Source organism: Streptomyces sp. KL109B, from assembly GCF_030766935.1.
Taxonomy (GTDB): Bacteria; Actinomycetota; Actinomycetes; order Streptomycetales; family Streptomycetaceae; genus Streptomyces.
The window spans coordinates 308,058-323,549 of sequence record NZ_JASERL010000006.1 but is presented as its reverse complement, the minus strand read 5'-3'; the positions used below and the strand labels follow the sequence as shown (position 1 = coordinate 323,549).

The 15,492-nt window shown below is 72.5% G+C and carries 16 protein-coding genes; 9 read left to right on the top strand and 7 right to left on the bottom strand.

What is annotated here, in order from left to right; translation table 11 throughout:
- Positions 1-56: 56 nt before the first annotated feature.
- Positions 57-524: a MarR family winged helix-turn-helix transcriptional regulator gene (locus RBJ65_RS22265; RefSeq protein ID WP_306323898.1), complete on the bottom strand. Its 468-nt coding sequence runs from the start codon at positions 522-524 to the stop codon at positions 57-59.
- An 82-nt stretch (positions 525-606) separates the two neighbouring features.
- Between RBJ65_RS22265 and RBJ65_RS22260 the strand changes: the two genes are divergently transcribed.
- On the top strand, positions 607-1,716 hold the full coding sequence (locus tag RBJ65_RS22260) for an epoxide hydrolase family protein (RefSeq protein WP_306323897.1): 1,110 nt from the start codon (positions 607-609) through the stop codon (positions 1,714-1,716).
- On the opposite strand, the gene RBJ65_RS22255 is transcribed toward RBJ65_RS22260, so the two are convergent.
- The gene (locus tag RBJ65_RS22255; RefSeq protein WP_306323896.1) at positions 1,713-2,150 is read right to left on the bottom strand and encodes a spore germination protein GerW family protein; all 438 of its coding nucleotides are present in this window, start codon (positions 2,148-2,150) and stop codon (positions 1,713-1,715) included. The two genes, RBJ65_RS22260 and RBJ65_RS22255, sit on opposite strands and share 4 nt — an antisense overlap.
- A gap of 107 nt (positions 2,151-2,257) precedes the next feature.
- On the bottom strand, positions 2,258-3,238 hold the full coding sequence (locus RBJ65_RS22250; protein ID WP_306323895.1) for an alpha/beta fold hydrolase: 981 nt from the start codon (positions 3,236-3,238) through the stop codon (positions 2,258-2,260).
- Positions 3,239-3,446: 208 nt separating this feature from the next.
- Here RBJ65_RS22250 and RBJ65_RS22245 point away from each other — a divergent pair, with 208 nt between their 5' ends.
- The gene (locus tag RBJ65_RS22245; protein WP_306323894.1) at positions 3,447-4,700 is read left to right on the top strand and encodes a CdaR family transcriptional regulator; all 1,254 of its coding nucleotides are present in this window, start codon (positions 3,447-3,449) and stop codon (positions 4,698-4,700) included.
- Positions 4,701-4,734: 34 nt separating this feature from the next.
- Here the strand turns inward: RBJ65_RS22245 and gdhA are convergent, their stop codons facing one another.
- Positions 4,735-6,090 (bottom strand): NADP-specific glutamate dehydrogenase, encoded by a 1,356-nt coding sequence (gene gdhA, locus RBJ65_RS22240; RefSeq protein ID WP_306323893.1) that lies wholly within the window; start codon positions 6,088-6,090, stop codon positions 4,735-4,737.
- Between the two features lie 313 nt (positions 6,091-6,403).
- Between gdhA and RBJ65_RS22235 the strand changes: the two genes are divergently transcribed.
- Both RBJ65_RS22235 and RBJ65_RS22230 read left to right on the top strand, forming a co-directional pair.
- The gene (locus RBJ65_RS22235) at positions 6,404-6,847 is read left to right on the top strand and encodes a hypothetical protein (RefSeq protein ID WP_306323892.1); all 444 of its coding nucleotides are present in this window, start codon (positions 6,404-6,406) and stop codon (positions 6,845-6,847) included.
- A 151-nt stretch (positions 6,848-6,998) separates the two neighbouring features.
- Positions 6,999-7,730, top strand: a complete 732-nt coding sequence (locus tag RBJ65_RS22230; RefSeq protein ID WP_306323891.1) for a hypothetical protein — start codon at positions 6,999-7,001, stop codon at positions 7,728-7,730.
- A 93-nt stretch (positions 7,731-7,823) separates the two neighbouring features.
- On the opposite strand, the gene RBJ65_RS22225 is transcribed toward RBJ65_RS22230, so the two are convergent.
- Positions 7,824-8,405, bottom strand: coding sequence for a TetR/AcrR family transcriptional regulator (locus RBJ65_RS22225; protein ID WP_306323890.1), 582 nt, complete (start codon positions 8,403-8,405; stop codon positions 7,824-7,826).
- A 94-nt stretch (positions 8,406-8,499) separates the two neighbouring features.
- Here RBJ65_RS22225 and RBJ65_RS22220 point away from each other — a divergent pair, with 94 nt between their 5' ends.
- Positions 8,500-8,946 carry a DUF1772 domain-containing protein gene (locus RBJ65_RS22220; RefSeq protein WP_306323889.1) on the top strand — a complete coding sequence of 149 codons (447 nt, stop codon included), beginning with the start codon at positions 8,500-8,502 and terminating at the stop codon, positions 8,944-8,946.
- A 37-nt stretch (positions 8,947-8,983) separates the two neighbouring features.
- On the opposite strand, the gene RBJ65_RS22215 is transcribed toward RBJ65_RS22220, so the two are convergent.
- The gene (locus RBJ65_RS22215) at positions 8,984-9,745 is read right to left on the bottom strand and encodes a sulfite exporter TauE/SafE family protein (RefSeq protein ID WP_306323911.1); all 762 of its coding nucleotides are present in this window, start codon (positions 9,743-9,745) and stop codon (positions 8,984-8,986) included.
- 86 nt (positions 9,746-9,831) lie between these two features.
- Between RBJ65_RS22215 and RBJ65_RS22210 the strand changes: the two genes are divergently transcribed.
- Genes RBJ65_RS22210 through thpR form a run of 3 tightly spaced genes read left to right on the top strand, consistent with a single transcriptional unit; the run spans position 9,832 to position 13,969 of the window.
- Entirely contained in the window at positions 9,832-10,725 is an 894-nt protein-coding gene (locus tag RBJ65_RS22210) for a LysR family transcriptional regulator (protein WP_306323888.1), read from the top strand.
- Between the two features lie 38 nt (positions 10,726-10,763).
- The gene (rph, locus tag RBJ65_RS22205) at positions 10,764-13,346 is read left to right on the top strand and encodes a rifamycin-inactivating phosphotransferase (protein WP_306323887.1); all 2,583 of its coding nucleotides are present in this window, start codon (positions 10,764-10,766) and stop codon (positions 13,344-13,346) included.
- Entirely contained in the window at positions 13,343-13,969 is a 627-nt protein-coding gene (gene thpR, locus RBJ65_RS22200; protein WP_306323886.1) for an RNA 2',3'-cyclic phosphodiesterase, read from the top strand. Before rph ends, thpR begins: the two co-directional genes overlap by 4 nt.
- Before the next feature lie 58 nt (positions 13,970-14,027).
- Here thpR and RBJ65_RS22195 read toward each other — a convergent pair whose 3' ends face one another.
- Entirely contained in the window at positions 14,028-14,249 is a 222-nt protein-coding gene (locus tag RBJ65_RS22195) for a hypothetical protein (protein ID WP_306323910.1), read from the bottom strand.
- 230 nt (positions 14,250-14,479) lie between these two features.
- Between RBJ65_RS22195 and RBJ65_RS22190 the strand changes: the two genes are divergently transcribed.
- A complete protein-coding gene (locus RBJ65_RS22190) occupies positions 14,480-15,466 on the top strand; it encodes a phosphotransferase family protein (RefSeq protein ID WP_306323885.1) in 987 nt (328 codons plus the stop codon).
- Positions 15,467-15,492: the final 26 nt, after the last annotated feature.

The window sequence follows — 15,492 nt, the reverse complement described above, 5'->3', positions numbered from 1 at the left end:
TGACCTAAGTAAGGACCTAAAGTCCCTAAAGGAACTTTACCGGCATACGTCAACAATCACCCAGGGCCGGGGTGCGCGGGCCGGTGGTGCTCGGTGAGGACGGCGAGGAGGCGGGCGAGTTCGTCCTGCTCATCGGGGGCGAGCGGGGCGAGGAGTTCGCGCTGGGCGGCGGCGATGAGGGCGTCCAGGCGTTCCAGGCGGCGGCGTCCCGCCGCGGTGAGGGTGATGACGTTGCGGCGGCCGTCGGCGGGGTCCGGGGCACGGCGGACGTACTCGGCCCCGGCGAGTTCGTTGAGCACGGCGACCATGTCGCTGCGGTAGATCCCGGTGCGGCGGCCGAGTTCCGCCTGGCTCGCCGGGCCCGCCTCGTCGAGCGCGAGGAGCACGGCGAAGTGCCATTTGCGCGCGCCTTCGGCGGCCAGCCGCTCGCCGACGATCCGGTCGGCGACGACGGCGGCGCCGGCGAGCAGCCGGCTGGGGATTGCGCGCAGCCGGTCCGGAGCGGGTTCGCGGGGCTGACTCATGGGCGGTCCTCCAAAGCTCTTGCGTTAGTGACACTAACAATCTACGTTTGTTAGTGCCACTAACACTAGGGGGGTACAGACCATGATCAAGCCGTTTCGCATCGCCATACCCCAGGCCGACCTCGACGACCTGACCGACCGCCTCTCCCGCACCCGCTGGCCGAACGAGGTCGAGGGCGCCGGGTGGGACTACGGCTTCCCGCTGGCGCGGCTCAAGGAGCTGGCCGAGCACTGGCGCACCGGCTACGACTGGCGCGCGCACGAGGCCGAGCTCAACGAACTGCCGCACTTCACCACGGAGATCGACGGCCAGAACATCCACTTCGTGCACGTCCGCTCCCCGCGGCCGGACGCGCTCGCGCTGGTCCTCACGCACGGCTGGCCGGGTTCGTTCCTGGAGTTCCTCGACGTGATCGAGCCGCTGTCGCGCGACTTCCACCTGGTGATCCCGTCCATCCCCGGCTACGGCTTCTCGGGTCCGACGCACGAGCGCGGCTGGGACGCCACCCGGATCGCGCGGGCCTGGGCCGAGCTGATGCGGCGCCTCGGGTACGAGCGGTACGGCGCGCAGGGCGGCGACTTCGGCGCGGGCATCTCGATCGCGCTGGGCGCGGTGGCGACCGAGCACGTCGTCGGCGTGCACGTCAACTACCTGCCGACCCGGCCGCCCGCCCCGGACGCCGGCGTCACCCTGTCCGCGGCGGACGAGGCCCGCCTCGACAAGGTCCGCGAGCTGCTGGCGAACCGCCCGCCCTACCAGGCCCTCCAGGCGCTCACCCCGCAGACCATCGGCTACGCCCTGACGGACTCGCCGGTCGGCCAACTGGCCTGGATCGCCGAGCGCTTCGCCCACTGGACCGACCCCGCGACACCGGTCGACGACGAGCGCCTCCTCACCGACGTATCGCTGTACTGGCTGACGGCCACGGCGGCGTCCTCCGCCCGCCTGCACCACGACGCCCCGCGCGGGGCGCTTCCGCCGTGCCAAGTGCCGCTCGGCGTCGCGGTGTTCGCCCACGACATCACCCGGTCGGTGCGCCCGCTGGCCGAGCGCCTCTACGACGTCCGGCACTGGTCGGAGTTCGAGCGCGGCGGCCACTTCGCGGCGATGGAGGTGCCGGAGCCGCTGGCCGGGGACGTCAGGGACTTCTTCCTTACGTCCGTCAAGGCGGCGGCAGCGAGCGCCGGTTAACCGGCGGTACGCCGCCGGGGCCGCGCCGCGACCGCCGCGCGGACGGCCTTGGCCCCGAGGGTGCTGATCAGCAGCGTGGCGAGCGGCAGGGCCACGTCGACCCACGGGTCGCGGATCGGTTTGTAGGTGGCGGCGCCGTCCTTGATCTCGATGAAGCCGAGCGGTTTCGCGCCCGCACCGCCGCCGCCTCCGCCGCCCTCCCCGTCCTTCTCCCCCGCCTTCTCGCGGCCGGCGCCGCCGCCGAAGCCGAAGCCGACCCGGGCGACCGGGACGACAGTGATGCCCTCCCGGAAGACCGGCTCGCCGAAGACCGCGGCGACGGACGCCCGGCCCCCGAGCTTCTCGGCAAGCCGCTCCAGGAGAGTCACGGAGGCGCGGGCGGGGGTGAATTCGGCGTTCGAGGCGGGCGCGGCCAGTGCGTCTTGGTGGGTCATACGGGACCTCCCCGGTGCGGGCGCTCGGCGGATGGCACTGCGCCCTGGGCCGGACACGCTAGGCCGGAGGATTCGGCTCCGCCATCACTCCGGAGGAGGAGCCCGCCTCACAGGAGTTGGAGCCCGTATCCGCGGCACGTGGGCTTGAAGTCCGCGGGCCCGTCGGCGAGGGCGTTCATGGTGATCTGGAGCGTGGGATCGTCGTTGAAGAGCCCCATGTGCCCGGCCCGGTCGTTCGGGCAGGCGTCCTGGAGCAGCACGTTGTCGACGTCCTTGCCCTTGAGCGCCTGCGTGGCGTACGGCGTGACCACGGTGTCGTACTTCGTCATGACCACCGTGTAGTGCGGGCCGTCCGGAACGGTGTCGCCGTCCGACCACATCTCGCGGGTGTAGTCGGAGGTGTTCGTCTGCTCGATGACACCGGGGAACTGGGCGACGTTCGACAGGCCGGTCACGAAGCCCATCACATTCAGCGCGTTGCCGAGGTCGACGATGCCGTTGAGGTTCGTGCCGTGCGAACTCGGCGCCCAGCCCACGTACTTGTCGACCTTCTCGGCGCCGCCCATCTTCTTCATCCACCACATCGGGACACTGCCGCCGAGGGAGTGGCCGATGATGTCCACCTTCTTCGCGCCCGTCGAGGCGAGCGTCCTGTCGACGAACGCGTCCAGTTGGGCCGCCGAATCGCGGTTCGGGCCGAGCCCGCCGACGCGGTCGAAGGACGCCGATGTGAAGCCGTAGTTCATGGCGTAGACGCAGTAGCCCGCGTTCTTCAGGCGGGGCGCCGCCTTGACGAAGTTGGCGCCTATGTTGAAGAACGTGCCCGGCAACAGGACGACCGGGTCCGGGTGTTCGGCGCTGGGCCTGCACGACCAGTCGTTGGCACCGGGCACGGCTCCCGGGGAACCCACGTAGTTCGCCAGGGCCTGCGCCACGCCCCCTTCGGGGAGTTGTTCGTCCGCGTCGGCCGCCTGCGCCGGCGCAGCGGCCGAGAGCGCGAGGAGGGTGGCGGCGCAGGCGGCCGCGGCGGCCAGGCCCTTGCGGCGCTTGCCGTGGTTCATGCGGCTCATGTGACTCATACGGCTCATGCGGCTCTCCTGGGGTGAGGGGCGGCCAACACTGGTGCAGCCGCTGCCACTTGGACCCCGGCTGTCGTCCAGACATCAACCGCGCCGTTTGTGAGCCGTCACAAACGGCGTGGCCCACACCCCGGACACGCTCTTGACACCCCGTCCGCGGGCGACGATCTTTGCTGGTGTTACGCGCAGGTAACCTCGGGCGTCCGAAGGAGGCGGCATGATCGGCGATGGCGGGTCACCGCTGCCGCTGACCTTCGACGGTGTCCTCGTCCACCAGCGACTGAACGACTCCCTCCCCCAGCTGACCGGCCGCGTCCTCGACCGCCTCGTCGATCAGGTGCCGGTGTACGACACCATGCCCCGCGAACAGCTCCGCGGCGAGATCCAGCGCGTCGTCCAGCAGTGCATCGTCTCCTTCGCCACCATGCTGCGCACCGGCCGACTCCCGGACGAGGGACGGTTTCTGGCGCTGCGTCAGTCGGCGGCCAAGCGGGCCGAGGAGGGGGTGCCCGTCGAGGCGGTGCTGCGGGCGTACCACGTCGGGGCGCAGGAGTGTCTGCGGCAGATGCTCGGCCACGCCACGGCGGACGATCTGGATCACGTACGGACCGCGACGGAGCTGGTCCTCGAATTCCTGGAGCGGATGACGGTGACCGTGGTCGCGGGGTACTCCGCCGAGCGGCAGGCGGTCCTGGGCGAGGAACAGTCGGCGCGCCAGGACCTGTTGAGGGCGCTCGCCGAAGGCGCGGACGTGCGGGGCGCGGCGGCCCGCTGGGGTCTCGACGTGGCGCCCTGCTACCTGGTCCTCGACCTCGCGGTCGGCGCCCACCCCGACGAGGCGCTCGACGGGGTGAGCCCGGTCATCGCGGGCAAGCGCAAGCTGCGCCGGCTGCGCATCGAGCTCGACCGCCATGTCGACGGCGCCGTGCTGTCCGCGCTGTCCGGCGACGGCGGCCTCGCGCTGGTCCCGTGCAAGGCCGCGCCCGACCTCGTCACGGACCGGGACTGGAGACACCTCGCCGACACCGTCTCCCACATGTGCCGGGTCGCCGGGGTCGACATCATGGCGGGCGCGGCGTGTGCCGCGCCGGCGGACATCCCCGCCGCGGTGACGCTGGCGAGGGAGGTCCGCCGGGTGGCGAGGGCGGCCGAGCGGCCCCCTGGCCTCTACCGGCTGCCCGACGTGCTGTTGGAGTACCAGCTCATGCGCCCGGGTCCGGCGCGGGACGAACTGGCGCTCCTCGTACGGCCGTTGACGGACCGCCCCGAACTCCTCGGCACGGTGCGGACGTACCTGCGCTGCGGGCTGAGCCGCCGCCGCACCGCGCAGGAACTGTGCGTGCACCCCAACACGGTCGACTACCGGCTGCGCCGAGCCGCCGCGATCACGGGGCTCGACGTCACGGCCGGCCCGGACGCGCTGCGGGTCCGGGCCGCGATCAGCGCCCTCGACGCGATGGAGGCCGACTGACCGCCGGGCGGCCTCAACTGACCGCCCGGCCGCGTCAGATGACGCCCTGCGCCAGCATCGCGTCGGCGACGCGCTCGAAGCCGGCGATGTTCGCGCCCGTCACGTAGTCGCCGGGGGCGCCGTAGCGCTCGGCGGTCTCGTGGCAGGTGGCGTGGATGTCCTTCATGATGTGCGCCAGTTCGTCCTCGACGCGCGTCGCGGACCACGACGTACGGGCGTGGTTCTGGGCCATCTCAAGGGCGCTGACGGCGACGCCGCCCGCGTTGGCCGCCTTGCCGGGGCCGAAGGCGACGCCCGCCTTCTGGAGCAGGTGCACGGCCTCGGGCGTGGTCGGCATGTTGGCGCCCTCGGAGACCGCCTTCACACCGTTGCCGATCAGCGCGGCGGCGTCGCTCTCGGTCAGCTCGTTCTGGGTGGCCGACGGCAGCGCCACGTCGCCGGGGACCTCCCACACGCGCCCGCCGGGCACGAACCGGGCGGAGGCGCCGCGGCGTTCGGCGTAGGCGTCGACGCGGCCGCGCTCGACTTCCTTGATCTGCTTGAGCAGTTCGAGGTCGATGCCCTTGTCGTCGACGACGTACCCGGAGGAGTCCGAGCACGTGACCGGGTTGGCGCCGAGGGCCTGCAGCTTCTCGATGCTGTAGATCGCCACGTTGCCGGAGCCGGACACGACGGCCGTCTGGCCCTCCAGGTCCTCGCCGCGCTCGCGCAGCATGGCCTCGGCGAACAGGACGTTGCCGTAGCCGGTGGCCTCCGGGCGGATCAGCGAGCCGCCCCAGCCCTCGCCCTTTCCTGTGAGGACGGACTCCCAGCGGTTGGTGATGCGCCGGTACTGGCCGAAGAGGTAGCCGATCTCGCGGCCGCCGACGCCGATGTCACCGGCGGGGACGTCGGTGTGCTCACCGATGTGCCGCTGCAGCTCCGTCATGAACGACTGGCAGAAGCGCATGACTTCGGCGTCGCTGCGGCCGTGCGGGTCGAAGTCGCTGCCGCCCTTGCCGCCGCCGATGCCGAGGCCGGTCAGGGCGTTCTTGAAGATCTGCTCGAAGCCGAGGAACTTGATGACACCGAGGTTGACCGAGGAGTGGAAGCGCAGGCCGCCCTTGTACGGGCCGAGCGCGCTGTTGAACTCGACGCGGAAGCCGCGGTTGACGTGCACCCGGCCGCGGTCGTCGGTCCACGGCACCCGGAACATGATCTGTCGCTCGGGCTCGACGAGCCGCTCCACGAGCGCGGCCTCGGCGTACTCGGGGCGCGCCTCGAGCACCGGCGCGAGGGTTTCGAGGACCTCGTGCACGGCCTGATGGAACTCGGGCTGGGCGGGGTTGCGCTGTTCGATCTCGGCAAGGAGGGTGCCGAGATTGTCCTGCGTATTGGATCGCGTCGTCACAGAAAGCCTTTCGGGCTCGGCAGTCGCCATGTCCCTGCGGGTGCGGCTCGCTCGGGTCCGGTCGTTCAGTGGGCGCGCGGCGCCATTGCCGTGCGCGGGGGCTAGGCAAGTGTTACGCGCATGTAAACCGCTTGGCCAGGGGGGTCTCGCATTTCGGCCGGTTGAGGGGTCTCACACTTCGGCCGGTTGACGGGCCGGGGCCGTTGCGGTGCCCGGCGGGTGGGGTGCGGGCTCGGGGCGTCGAGGGGCGGTGGGAGAATGCGGCCCTGGTGTCCGAACCCAGAAGGACCCGGTCCCGGAAGGAAGCGTGCGCGTGATCAAGTGGGTGGCCCTCCGCAGCGCCGGACCGCGTCCCGTCCCCCGGCCCGTGGCCACACCGCTGGTATGGGCGGCGGCGGGCGGCACCGCGCTGCTGCTGGTGGCACTCGTCAACGCACTCCTCGGCCCCGGCCGCCCCTGGCTCGCGCTCACCGCCCTCGCCCTGCTCGCCACGGCGCTCGGCTTCTGCGCCCGCTTCACCGCGGCCCCCGGCACGGCCGCCTTGTGCTGGCTCTTCCTCAACGGCTTCGCGATACCGCCCGCGGGCACCCTCGACTGGATCAGCCACCGCGACACGATCTGGCTCAGCTGCCTCCTGACCGCCACCCTCGTCGGCACCCTGACGGCCCGCGTCACCCACGCCCGCGCCGCCTACCGCACCATCACCTCGGCCCCCGCGCCACGTTCCGCACTGACCGACGGCCCGTACGCACCCTGACCAGGCGACCCCCACAGGGTCCGAAACGCGACGGGGTGTCAACTCCGACACACGGCCGTACGGGTGGTACCGGCGTCCGGGCCGGTGCGAGCGGCCCGTCGCACGGAAGAGGTCCCCGTGTGAACTTCACACTTTCTCTTCTGGAGGGTTCGTGACACGCATGACCGCCTACCGCCGCTCCGCCACCGTCGCCGTGGCCGCACTCCTCGTCTCCGGCGTCGCCGCTCCCACCGCGCTCGCCGCCGCCCCCGAGCAGCCCTCGGCGACCACCGCGGCCCCGAGCCCCGACGACGCCCCGCTCGTCGGCGCCGGGCTCTCCCTCGACCTGGGCGCCGGCCTCGGTCTGCACGCCCACGGCATCGCCGCCGCCGGAATCAACGGCGCGGCCGACGTCGACGGCCGGGTCAGCCTGAGGGTCGACAAGGGCAGCAAGATCACGTACGTCGACAAGCGGGTCACCGGCGGACAGGTCAGGCTCGTCGGCGGCATCCAGCTCTCCAAGGGCAACAAGCGCGTCAACATCACCAACGTGTCCGTCAACCTGCGGTCCGGCGCCGTCACCGCGGACGTCGGCGCCCGCGCGCACGTCGTGATCGGCTCGGTGGCCCGGCCCACCGTCCACGCCACCGTCAGGGACGGTTCGTCCACGGCGCGGGTGCACCTCGGCGACGGCATCCGCCTGAACGCGGGCGTCCTCGCCGACGTCGACGCCGGCCTGGGCACCACCGTCTTCGCCGACGTGGGCACGGGCGTCGACGTGGACGCCCGCCTCGGCGCGGACGTCGCCGTCGCGAAGCACGGCCACGTCCACCACGGACTGCTCGCCGCGCTCGGCCTGAACCTCGGCCTCGGTCTCGGCCTGGGAGTCGGCGTCGGCCTGTAGCTCCTCCGCGCACGTCTCCCCTCCCGGTCGCCCGGTCCCGCACATCGCGCGGGGCCGGGCACCGGCGCGTCACGGGGCCCGCGCCTCGCGAGGTCAGACCACCGCGAGCCGGTCCACCAGCAGTTCCAGGCGGCGCTCGGCGTACTCCGCCGGCAGCCGTCCCGCCCGGGTCAGGGTCGCGAGGCCGTGCAGGGACGCCCAGAACACCTCGGTGAACACTCCCGGGTGCACGCCGTCCCCCGCGACCTCGCCGAGGGTCTCCATCAGCGCGGCGAAGCCGTCCTTCAGCGGTTCCGGGGTGTCCTCCTGGGCGAACGCCAGGCCCCCGTCGAGCTCGAACATGGCGTCGTAGACCGCCGGGTTGTGTTCGGCGAAGTCCAGGTAGGCGCGGGCGAGAGAGGTGACCCGGGCGCGCGGGCCGCCGTCGGCGGCGGAGACCGCGGACCGCAGCGCGACCGCCAGTTCGGCGGCGCCGTCGAGGGCGACCGCGCCGATGATCTCGCGCTTGCCGCGGAAGTGGCTGTAGAGGACGGGCTGGCTGTACTCGATGCGCTCGGCGAGGCGACGCGTGGTGACCGCGTCCCAGCCCTGCCGCTCGGCGAGTTCGCGGGCCGTGGCCACGATGAGGCGCTCTCGGCTCGCCCTTTCACGCTGCTTGCGTTCCTGTACCGACATAAGTCGATGCTAGCACTGCTAGACAAGCGAGCACAGTTAGCGTTAGCGTTGCCACATCATCTAGCGATGCTAGAAAAACCCAGGAGGGGTCACCATGATCAACGCACTTGAGGTCGTCACCACCGTGGTCCTCGGCGTGATGGTGGGGGTGGAGTTCTCCGTCCCCTTCTTCATGAACCCGATGGCCAACAGCCTGCCCGGCGACAACACTCTGCTCGCCCGCACCCACGGCGCCCGAGTGGGCGGCGCCGTGATGCCGTTCTGGTACATCACCGCGCTCGTCCTCATCGTGGTCCGGGCAGCCGCCGGCTGGCAGGACGAGGGCACCGGTCTCCTCGTCGCCTCCGCCGCGCTGCTGATCGTCACCGTGCTCATGTCGGTGCTGCTGCTCGTCCCGATCAACAACCGGGTCAAGACGTGGACCCCCGAGAACCGGCCCGCCGACTGGAAGCAGCAGCTGGGCCGCTGGGACCGTCTCCACTACGTTCGCGTCGCCGTCCTCGTCGCCTCGTTCGCCGCGCTCGCCGCGGCCGTGGCCTGAGCCCTGGCGACCCGCGGCCCGGCGGCCCGGCCGGGGATCAGCCGCGTACGAAGTACAGGACGGTCGTGGTCACCGCCGTCGCCAACAGGACGCCCCGCAGCAGCCGGGCCGGGAGGCGGCGGGCCAGGTGGGCGCCTGCGATGCCTCCGGCGACGGCGCCGACCAGCATGGCGGTCAGGAGGAGCGGGGCGCTCAGCGCGTCGGAGGCGAAGAGGAAGAGGGCGGAGGCGCTGAGGTAGATGGCCGCGAGCTGGGTGACGCGCATCGGGTTGCCGACGGCCGCGTCGAGGCCGAGGCCGATGCCCCACAGGGCCAGCATCAGGATGCCTACGGCTCCGCCGAAGTATCCGCCGTACACGGCGAGGAAGAACTGCCCGGCCAGAACGGCCCGCGCGCCCATCCCGACCGGGCGGCCCAGCGCCCGCGTCAGCGCACGGGAGAGGTGCCGGCCGAAGGCGAGGACCAGCGTGGCGAAAGCGAGCAGCCACGGCGCGGCGGCGTCGAAGGACGACGCGGGCAGCACCAGCAGCAGGCCCGCGCCGACCGCGCCGCCCAGCACGCTGACCGCCGTGAGCGCCTTCGTGGACGCGGGCCCCACGGGGGCGAGTTCGCGTCGGTACACCCACGCGCTGGCGACCGCGCCCGGCACGAGCGCGACCCGGGACACGGCGTTCGCCGCCACCGGCGGCAGGCCGAGGGCCACGAGCGCGGGCAGCGCGACGAAGGTGCCGCCGCCCCCGATGGCGTTCAGGGCGCCGGCCGCGACACCGGCCAGCAGGGCAAGAAGGGAATCGATCATCACCGGCCGAGCATCGCGCGCGGCCGAACGGCTCCACAATGCGGAATCGACGTCCTCAGCCTAAGGCTGTGCCGTAGGCTGAGCCGGTGCGCTACGACCTGGACGACCTGCGGCTCTTCCTCCACATCGTCACGGAGGGATCCATCACGGCGGGCGCCCGGCACATGCATCTGAGCCTTCCCTCGGCCAGCGCGCGGGTCCGGTCGCTCGAACACCACGCCGGTGTGGCCCTGTTGACCCGCGGCCGCCGGGGCGTGCGGCCCACTCCGGCGGGGACGACGCTGGCCCGCCACGCACGCGACGTACTCGACCGGACGGCTCGCCTCGAAAGCGCCGTCGCCAGCTACACCCGCTCCCCGAACGCCCGACTGACCCTGCTGGGCGGCGGATCCGCGATGCACCGGCTCGTGCCGCAGGCCCTCGTCTCGTTCCTGCGCGCCCATCCGGACACCGACGTCACGGTGTGCGAGAGCCGCACGCCGCGCACGGTGCGCAGGCTCGCCGACGGCGAGGCGGACCTGGGGGTCGTCATCGACGACGAGGCGGGCGACAGCGGGCTGCGCATGGAGCCGCTCGGCGACGACTCCCTCGTCGTGATCGGTCAGTCCGGGGGCGTCCTCGCGGGGCGGACCACGATGACGTACAGCGAGGTCGCGGAACACCCGCTCGTCGGGCTCGACGCCGACTCCTCGCTGCGCCGCTGGATGGAGAAGCGGCTCGGGCCGCACGCCCCGGTGGTCCGCCACCGCACCACCGTCGCCGACCTGAACGTCCTCGTCTCCCTCGCCGCCGCGGGCGCCGGGCTCGCCGTGGTGCCGCGCCGCGCCATCGACCCGCGCCGGCCGCTCGACGTGTGCGAACTGCAGGACGCGTGGGCCCGCCGTCGCCACCTTCTGGCCTGGGGCGTCAAGGACGGCGCCACGCCGGAGGCGGCCGAGGCGCTCGCCGAACACCTGCGGCGGGCGGCGACGGAGTCATAATCCATAGTCCGCAGACGGCCGCCCGGGGAGGCAGCGCAGTGAGTGAGCAGTACGTGGTGGGTCTTCACGAAGTCGACGAGACGCGGCTCGCCGACGTCGGCGGCAAGGGCGCGCACCTGGGCGGCCTTTCGCGGATCGAGGGCATCCGGGTACCGACCGGTTTCTGCGTGACGACGGAGGCCTTCCGGCGGGTCATGGCGCGAGTGCCCGGCCACGCCGAGCGGCTCGACCGGCTCGCGGGTACGGGTGCCGACGACCGGGAGGCGGTCCGTGCGCTCAGCGCGGAGATCCGCCACGGCATCGAGGAGTTCGCCGTCTCGGACGAGCTCGCGGCGGCGATCACCGGTGCGCTCGCCGCGCAGCTCGGCGAGCGCACCGCCTGCGCCGTCCGCTCCAGCGCGACGGCGGAGGACCTGCCGACGGCCTCCTTCGCCGGGCAGCAGGACACGTACCTGAACGTCATCGGCCCGGAGGACGTCCTCCTGCACATCAGCCGGTGCTGGGCCTCGCTGTTCTCCGAGCGGGCCGTGGCCTACCGGCAGCGCGCGGGCCTCGATCACCGTACGGTCGACATGGCCGTGGTCGTCCAGCGCATGGTCCGCCCGGACTCGGCGGGCGTCCTGTTCACGGCCGACCCGGTCAGCGGGGACCGTAGAACGGCGACCGTCGACGCGGGTTTCGGCCTGGGCGAGGCGCTGGTCTCCGGCCGTGTGAACCCCGACGTGTTCCGGGTGCGCGAGGGCGAGGTCGTCGGCCGGACCCTCGCCGCCGAACACCACGAGCGGCCGGCGCTGACGGATGCTCAGGTGCTGCGTCTGGTGCGGCTCGGCCGACGCATCGAAGCGCACTTCGGGCGGCCGCAGGACATCGAATGGTGCCTGGCCGACGACGAGTTCCAGTTCGTGCAGAGCCGCCCGATCACGACGCTGTTCCCCGTGCCCGAGCGCACGGACCAGGAGAATCACGTCTACCTCTCCGTCGGCCACCAGCAGATGATGACCGACGCCATGAAGCCCCTCGGCATCTCGGTCTGGCAGTTGACGGCCATGGCGCCGATGCACGAGGCGGGCGGGCGGCTGTTCGTCGACGCCACCCCGCGGCTCGCCCGCCCGGCGAGCCGCGCCGCGCTCCTGGATCTCGTGGGGCGGGGCGACCCGCTGTTCAGGGACGCCCTCGAAACCGTCGTCGACCGCGGCGACTTCGTTCCTACGCTCCCGGACCCGGAACCGGTACCGGCCACGGAGACCGCCGCCGCCCCGCCTCCCCCGATCGAGACCGACCCCGACCTCGTCACCGGGCTCATCGAGCGCAGCCGGGAGTCCGTCCGCGCCCTCGAGGACGCCGTCCGCTCGAAGTCCGGCCCCGCGCTCTTCGACTATCTCCTCGACACGGCATTCGAGGACCACAAGCGGGCCCTCGGCGACCCGCTCAGCATGCAGGCGATCATGGCCGGCATGCAGGCCACATGGTGGCTCAACGACCAACTGCACGAGTGGCTGGGCGAGAAGAACGCCGCCGACACCCTCAGCCTCTCCGCGCCCGGGAACATCACGTCGGAGATGGGTCTCGCGCTGCTCGACGTCGCGGACGCGGTGCGCCCGCATCCGGAGGTGGTGGATTTCCTGCGCGGCGCCGCCGAGCGGTCCGATGACGACACCTTTGCCGACACCTTCCTCGACGAGTTGGCGAAGCGCGCGGGCGGCCCCGAGGCGCGCGAGGCCATCGAGGGCTATCTGGACCGGTACGGCATGCGCTGCGTCGGCGAGATCGACATCTCGCGGCCGCGCTGGCGCGAACGCCCCACCACGCTCGTGCCCGTGCTCCTCGACAACGTACGGAACTTCGAACCGGGCGCCGCCGCGCGCCGGTTCGAGGACGGGCGGCAGCGGGCCCTGCAGAAGGAACAGGACATCCTGTCGCGCCTGCGGGACCTGCCGGACGGGGACGAGAAGGCGGAAGAGACCCGGCGGACGATCGAACGGCTCCGCACCTTCATCGGCTACCGGGAGTACCCCAAGTACGCCCTCATCAGCCGCTACTTCGTCTACAAGAAGGCCCTCCTCGCGGAGGCCGACCGCCTGGTGGGGCAGGGGGTGCTGTCCGGGCGGGAGGACATCTTCCACCTCACGTTCCACGAGCTCCACGACCTCGTCCGCGCGAACCGGGCCGACGACGGGGTCCTGCGGCTCGTCCAGGAGCGCAAGGACACCTTCCGCGCGTACGAGGCACTCACCCCGCCGCGCGTGCTCACCTCGGACGGCGAGGGTGTCTCCGGGTCGTACCGGCGCGCGGACGTGCCGGACGGCGCGCTGGTCGGGCTGCCGGTGTCGGCGGGGACCGTCGAGGGGCGGGCGCGGGTCGTCCTCGACATGGCCGACGCCGATCTGGAGGCGGGCGACATCCTCGTCACGGCGCACACCGACCCCAGCTGGTCGCCGCTGTTCGTCGCGATCGCGGGGCTTGTCACGGAGGTCGGCGGCCTCATGACGCACGGCGCCGTCATCGCCAGGGAGTACGGTCTGCCGGCCGTCGTGGGCGTCGACCGGGCCACCCGGCTGATCCAGGACGGGCAGCTGATCCGCGTGCACGGGACCGACGGCTACGTCGAGATCCTGCCGTGACCCGGCCTCCGGCCGGGACGCGCGGGCCCGCCACGCTGCGCGCGTTCGTCGCCCTCGCCCCGCCCGACGACGCGAAGGAGGAACTCGCCGACGCGCTGCGCCCCGCGTACGCCGCCCATCCCGGCCTGCGCTGGAACCGGATCGAGGACTGGCACATCACGCTGGCGTTCCTCGGGGAGGTGTCGTTGGGCGACATCCAGCGGCTGCGGACGCCGCTCGCCGAACTGGCGGCCGCCCGGCACTCCCCCGAACTGGCGTTGCGCGGCGGCGGGCACTTCGACGAGCGGGTGCTGTGGAGCGGCCTGGACGGCGACCTCGACGCGCTGCACCTGCTGGCCACGGATGTGCGTACGCGGGTCAGGGCCGGCGGAGTCGCCTTCCCCGAGCGGCAGTTCCGCCCGCATCTGACGCTGGCCCGCGCCCGCCGCCACGACACCGGGTCGGTGCCGGAGGCGGCCACCGTCCTCGACGGTTTCGCCGGACGCCGCTGGCGCCCGCCGCGCCTCCACCTGGTCGGCAGCACCCTCGGGAACGGCCCCGCCCCGAGGCGCTACCAGGACATCGCGGCGTGGACCCTCGCGGGTGCGCCGGAGTACGGGTCGGCGGGCCTGCGGGGCGGGTGAGGACGGGGTGGGCTGGGGTGGGCTGGGGTCGGGGGACTGGCCCGACCTGCCCCGGTCGCTACGCCTTCTCGACGGCGAACAGTTCGAGGTGGCCGCACTTGGGGCAGCGCAGTGCCTGGATCCGGCGCCGGGGGCGGCCGAGGCGCTTGGCTCCGCCGAAGATCCCCCGTTCCAGGGCGCCTTCGACCCAGCGGGCGTATCCGCGCGAGTGCTCACCCGCGTCCTCGATGAATCCGTCCTCCAGGCCGCCGGTGCCACAGTGCGTGCAGTTGTTGTCCATCACCGGGCCAGTCTAGAAGTCGGTACCGTGGGTCGCGGCGCCCAGCTCGCCTACTCCACCGCGACCGCGGTGGACGAGGACGGCGGGGTCGAAGTCACGTTCCCGGAAGGGTGGTGGTGGCGGTGCGGCCCCCGAAAAACCGCTTGTGCCGGACATCGCCCGGGTGATGCGCTGACACCGTGATCCATCACGATGACGTGGCGGCCGTCCGCCCTCAGACGCTTACCTGGGTGTGTCGACACCTGGAGGCGGGCGAACGAGTCGTCGGGGCCGAGGCGTTGCACGGTGGCATCACCGCCGAGGTGCGGAGGCTGACCGTCGAGACCCCGGGCTGCGGCACCCGGGAGCTGGTACTGCGCAGCTATGTCAAGCCGTTCTTCGTGGAGCGCGCCGCGGACTCGCTGGGCCGGGAGGCCGGTGCGCTGCGGCTGCTCGCGGGGACCGGGGTACCGGCGCCGGAGCTGGTCGGCGTCGATCCGGGCGCCGAGCAGTGCGAGTATCCGTCGCTGCTGATGACACATCGGCCGGGCCGGACAGTCCTCGACGAAGACGAGGACCAAGACGCGGACCAAGACGAGGACCAAGACGAAGGCGGCGATGGCAACGGCGACGAAGGCGGCGCTCTGGAGACACGTGTCGCGCTGCTGGCCGCCCAGCTCGTCGCGATCCACGCGGTGCGTCCCCTCGAACGGCCCCCGACGTACGAAGCGTTGACGACGGCCGACACCGTCGTCGTTCCGCCGGGTGGCGACGCCGCGGCGTGGGCCGCCGCGATCGGCCTGATCCGACACCCCGCGCCGCCCTACGAAGGCCGCTTCCTGCACCGGGACTTCCAGCCCGGCAACGTACTGTTCGACGTGCCGCCCACCGCGCCCACGCGAGCGAGGATCACCGGCGTCGTCGACTGGGCCGGGGCCTCCTGGGGACCCACGGACCTCGATGTGGCCCACTGCTGCACCAACCTCGCGCTGCTGCACGGCCCGCAGTGGGGTGCGCGGTTCGCCGCCGCCTACGAGAAGGCCGGCGGGGTGCTGGCCGGGGCGGCGGACGAACGCCGGTACTGGCGGGTGCGGGACGCGCTGGCGTTCTCGGAGGAGGTGGCGGTGGTGGCACGGCCGTGGCAGGAGGCCGGGCGGACGGAGCTGACGACGCGCCTGGTGGCGGAGCGGCTCGACGCGTACGTCACCGGGCTCATGGACGGGGACGCCACGGCCTGACCACCTGCCCCCTGCCCCCTGCCCCC

Bases quoted from the DNA above. Each gene is read 5' to 3' on its own strand.
- RBJ65_RS22265 (WP_306323898.1), bottom strand. From the start codon at position 524: ATGAGTCAGCCCCGCGAACCCGCTCCGGACCGGCTGCGCGCAATCCCC.
- RBJ65_RS22260 (WP_306323897.1), top strand. From the start codon at position 607: ATGATCAAGCCGTTTCGCATCGCCATACCCCAGGCCGACCTCGACGAC.
- RBJ65_RS22255 (WP_306323896.1), bottom strand. From the start codon at position 2,150: ATGACCCACCAAGACGCACTGGCCGCGCCCGCCTCGAACGCCGAATTC.
- RBJ65_RS22250 (WP_306323895.1), bottom strand. From the start codon at position 3,238: ATGAGCCGTATGAGTCACATGAGCCGCATGAACCACGGCAAGCGCCGC.
- RBJ65_RS22245 (WP_306323894.1), top strand. From the start codon at position 3,447: ATGATCGGCGATGGCGGGTCACCGCTGCCGCTGACCTTCGACGGTGTC.
- RBJ65_RS22225 (WP_306323890.1), bottom strand. From the start codon at position 8,405: ATGTCGGTACAGGAACGCAAGCAGCGTGAAAGGGCGAGCCGAGAGCGC.
- RBJ65_RS22220 (WP_306323889.1), top strand. From the start codon at position 8,500: ATGATCAACGCACTTGAGGTCGTCACCACCGTGGTCCTCGGCGTGATG.
- RBJ65_RS22215 (WP_306323911.1), bottom strand. From the start codon at position 9,745: ATGATCGATTCCCTTCTTGCCCTGCTGGCCGGTGTCGCGGCCGGCGCC.
- RBJ65_RS22195 (WP_306323910.1), bottom strand. From the start codon at position 14,249: ATGGACAACAACTGCACGCACTGTGGCACCGGCGGCCTGGAGGACGGA.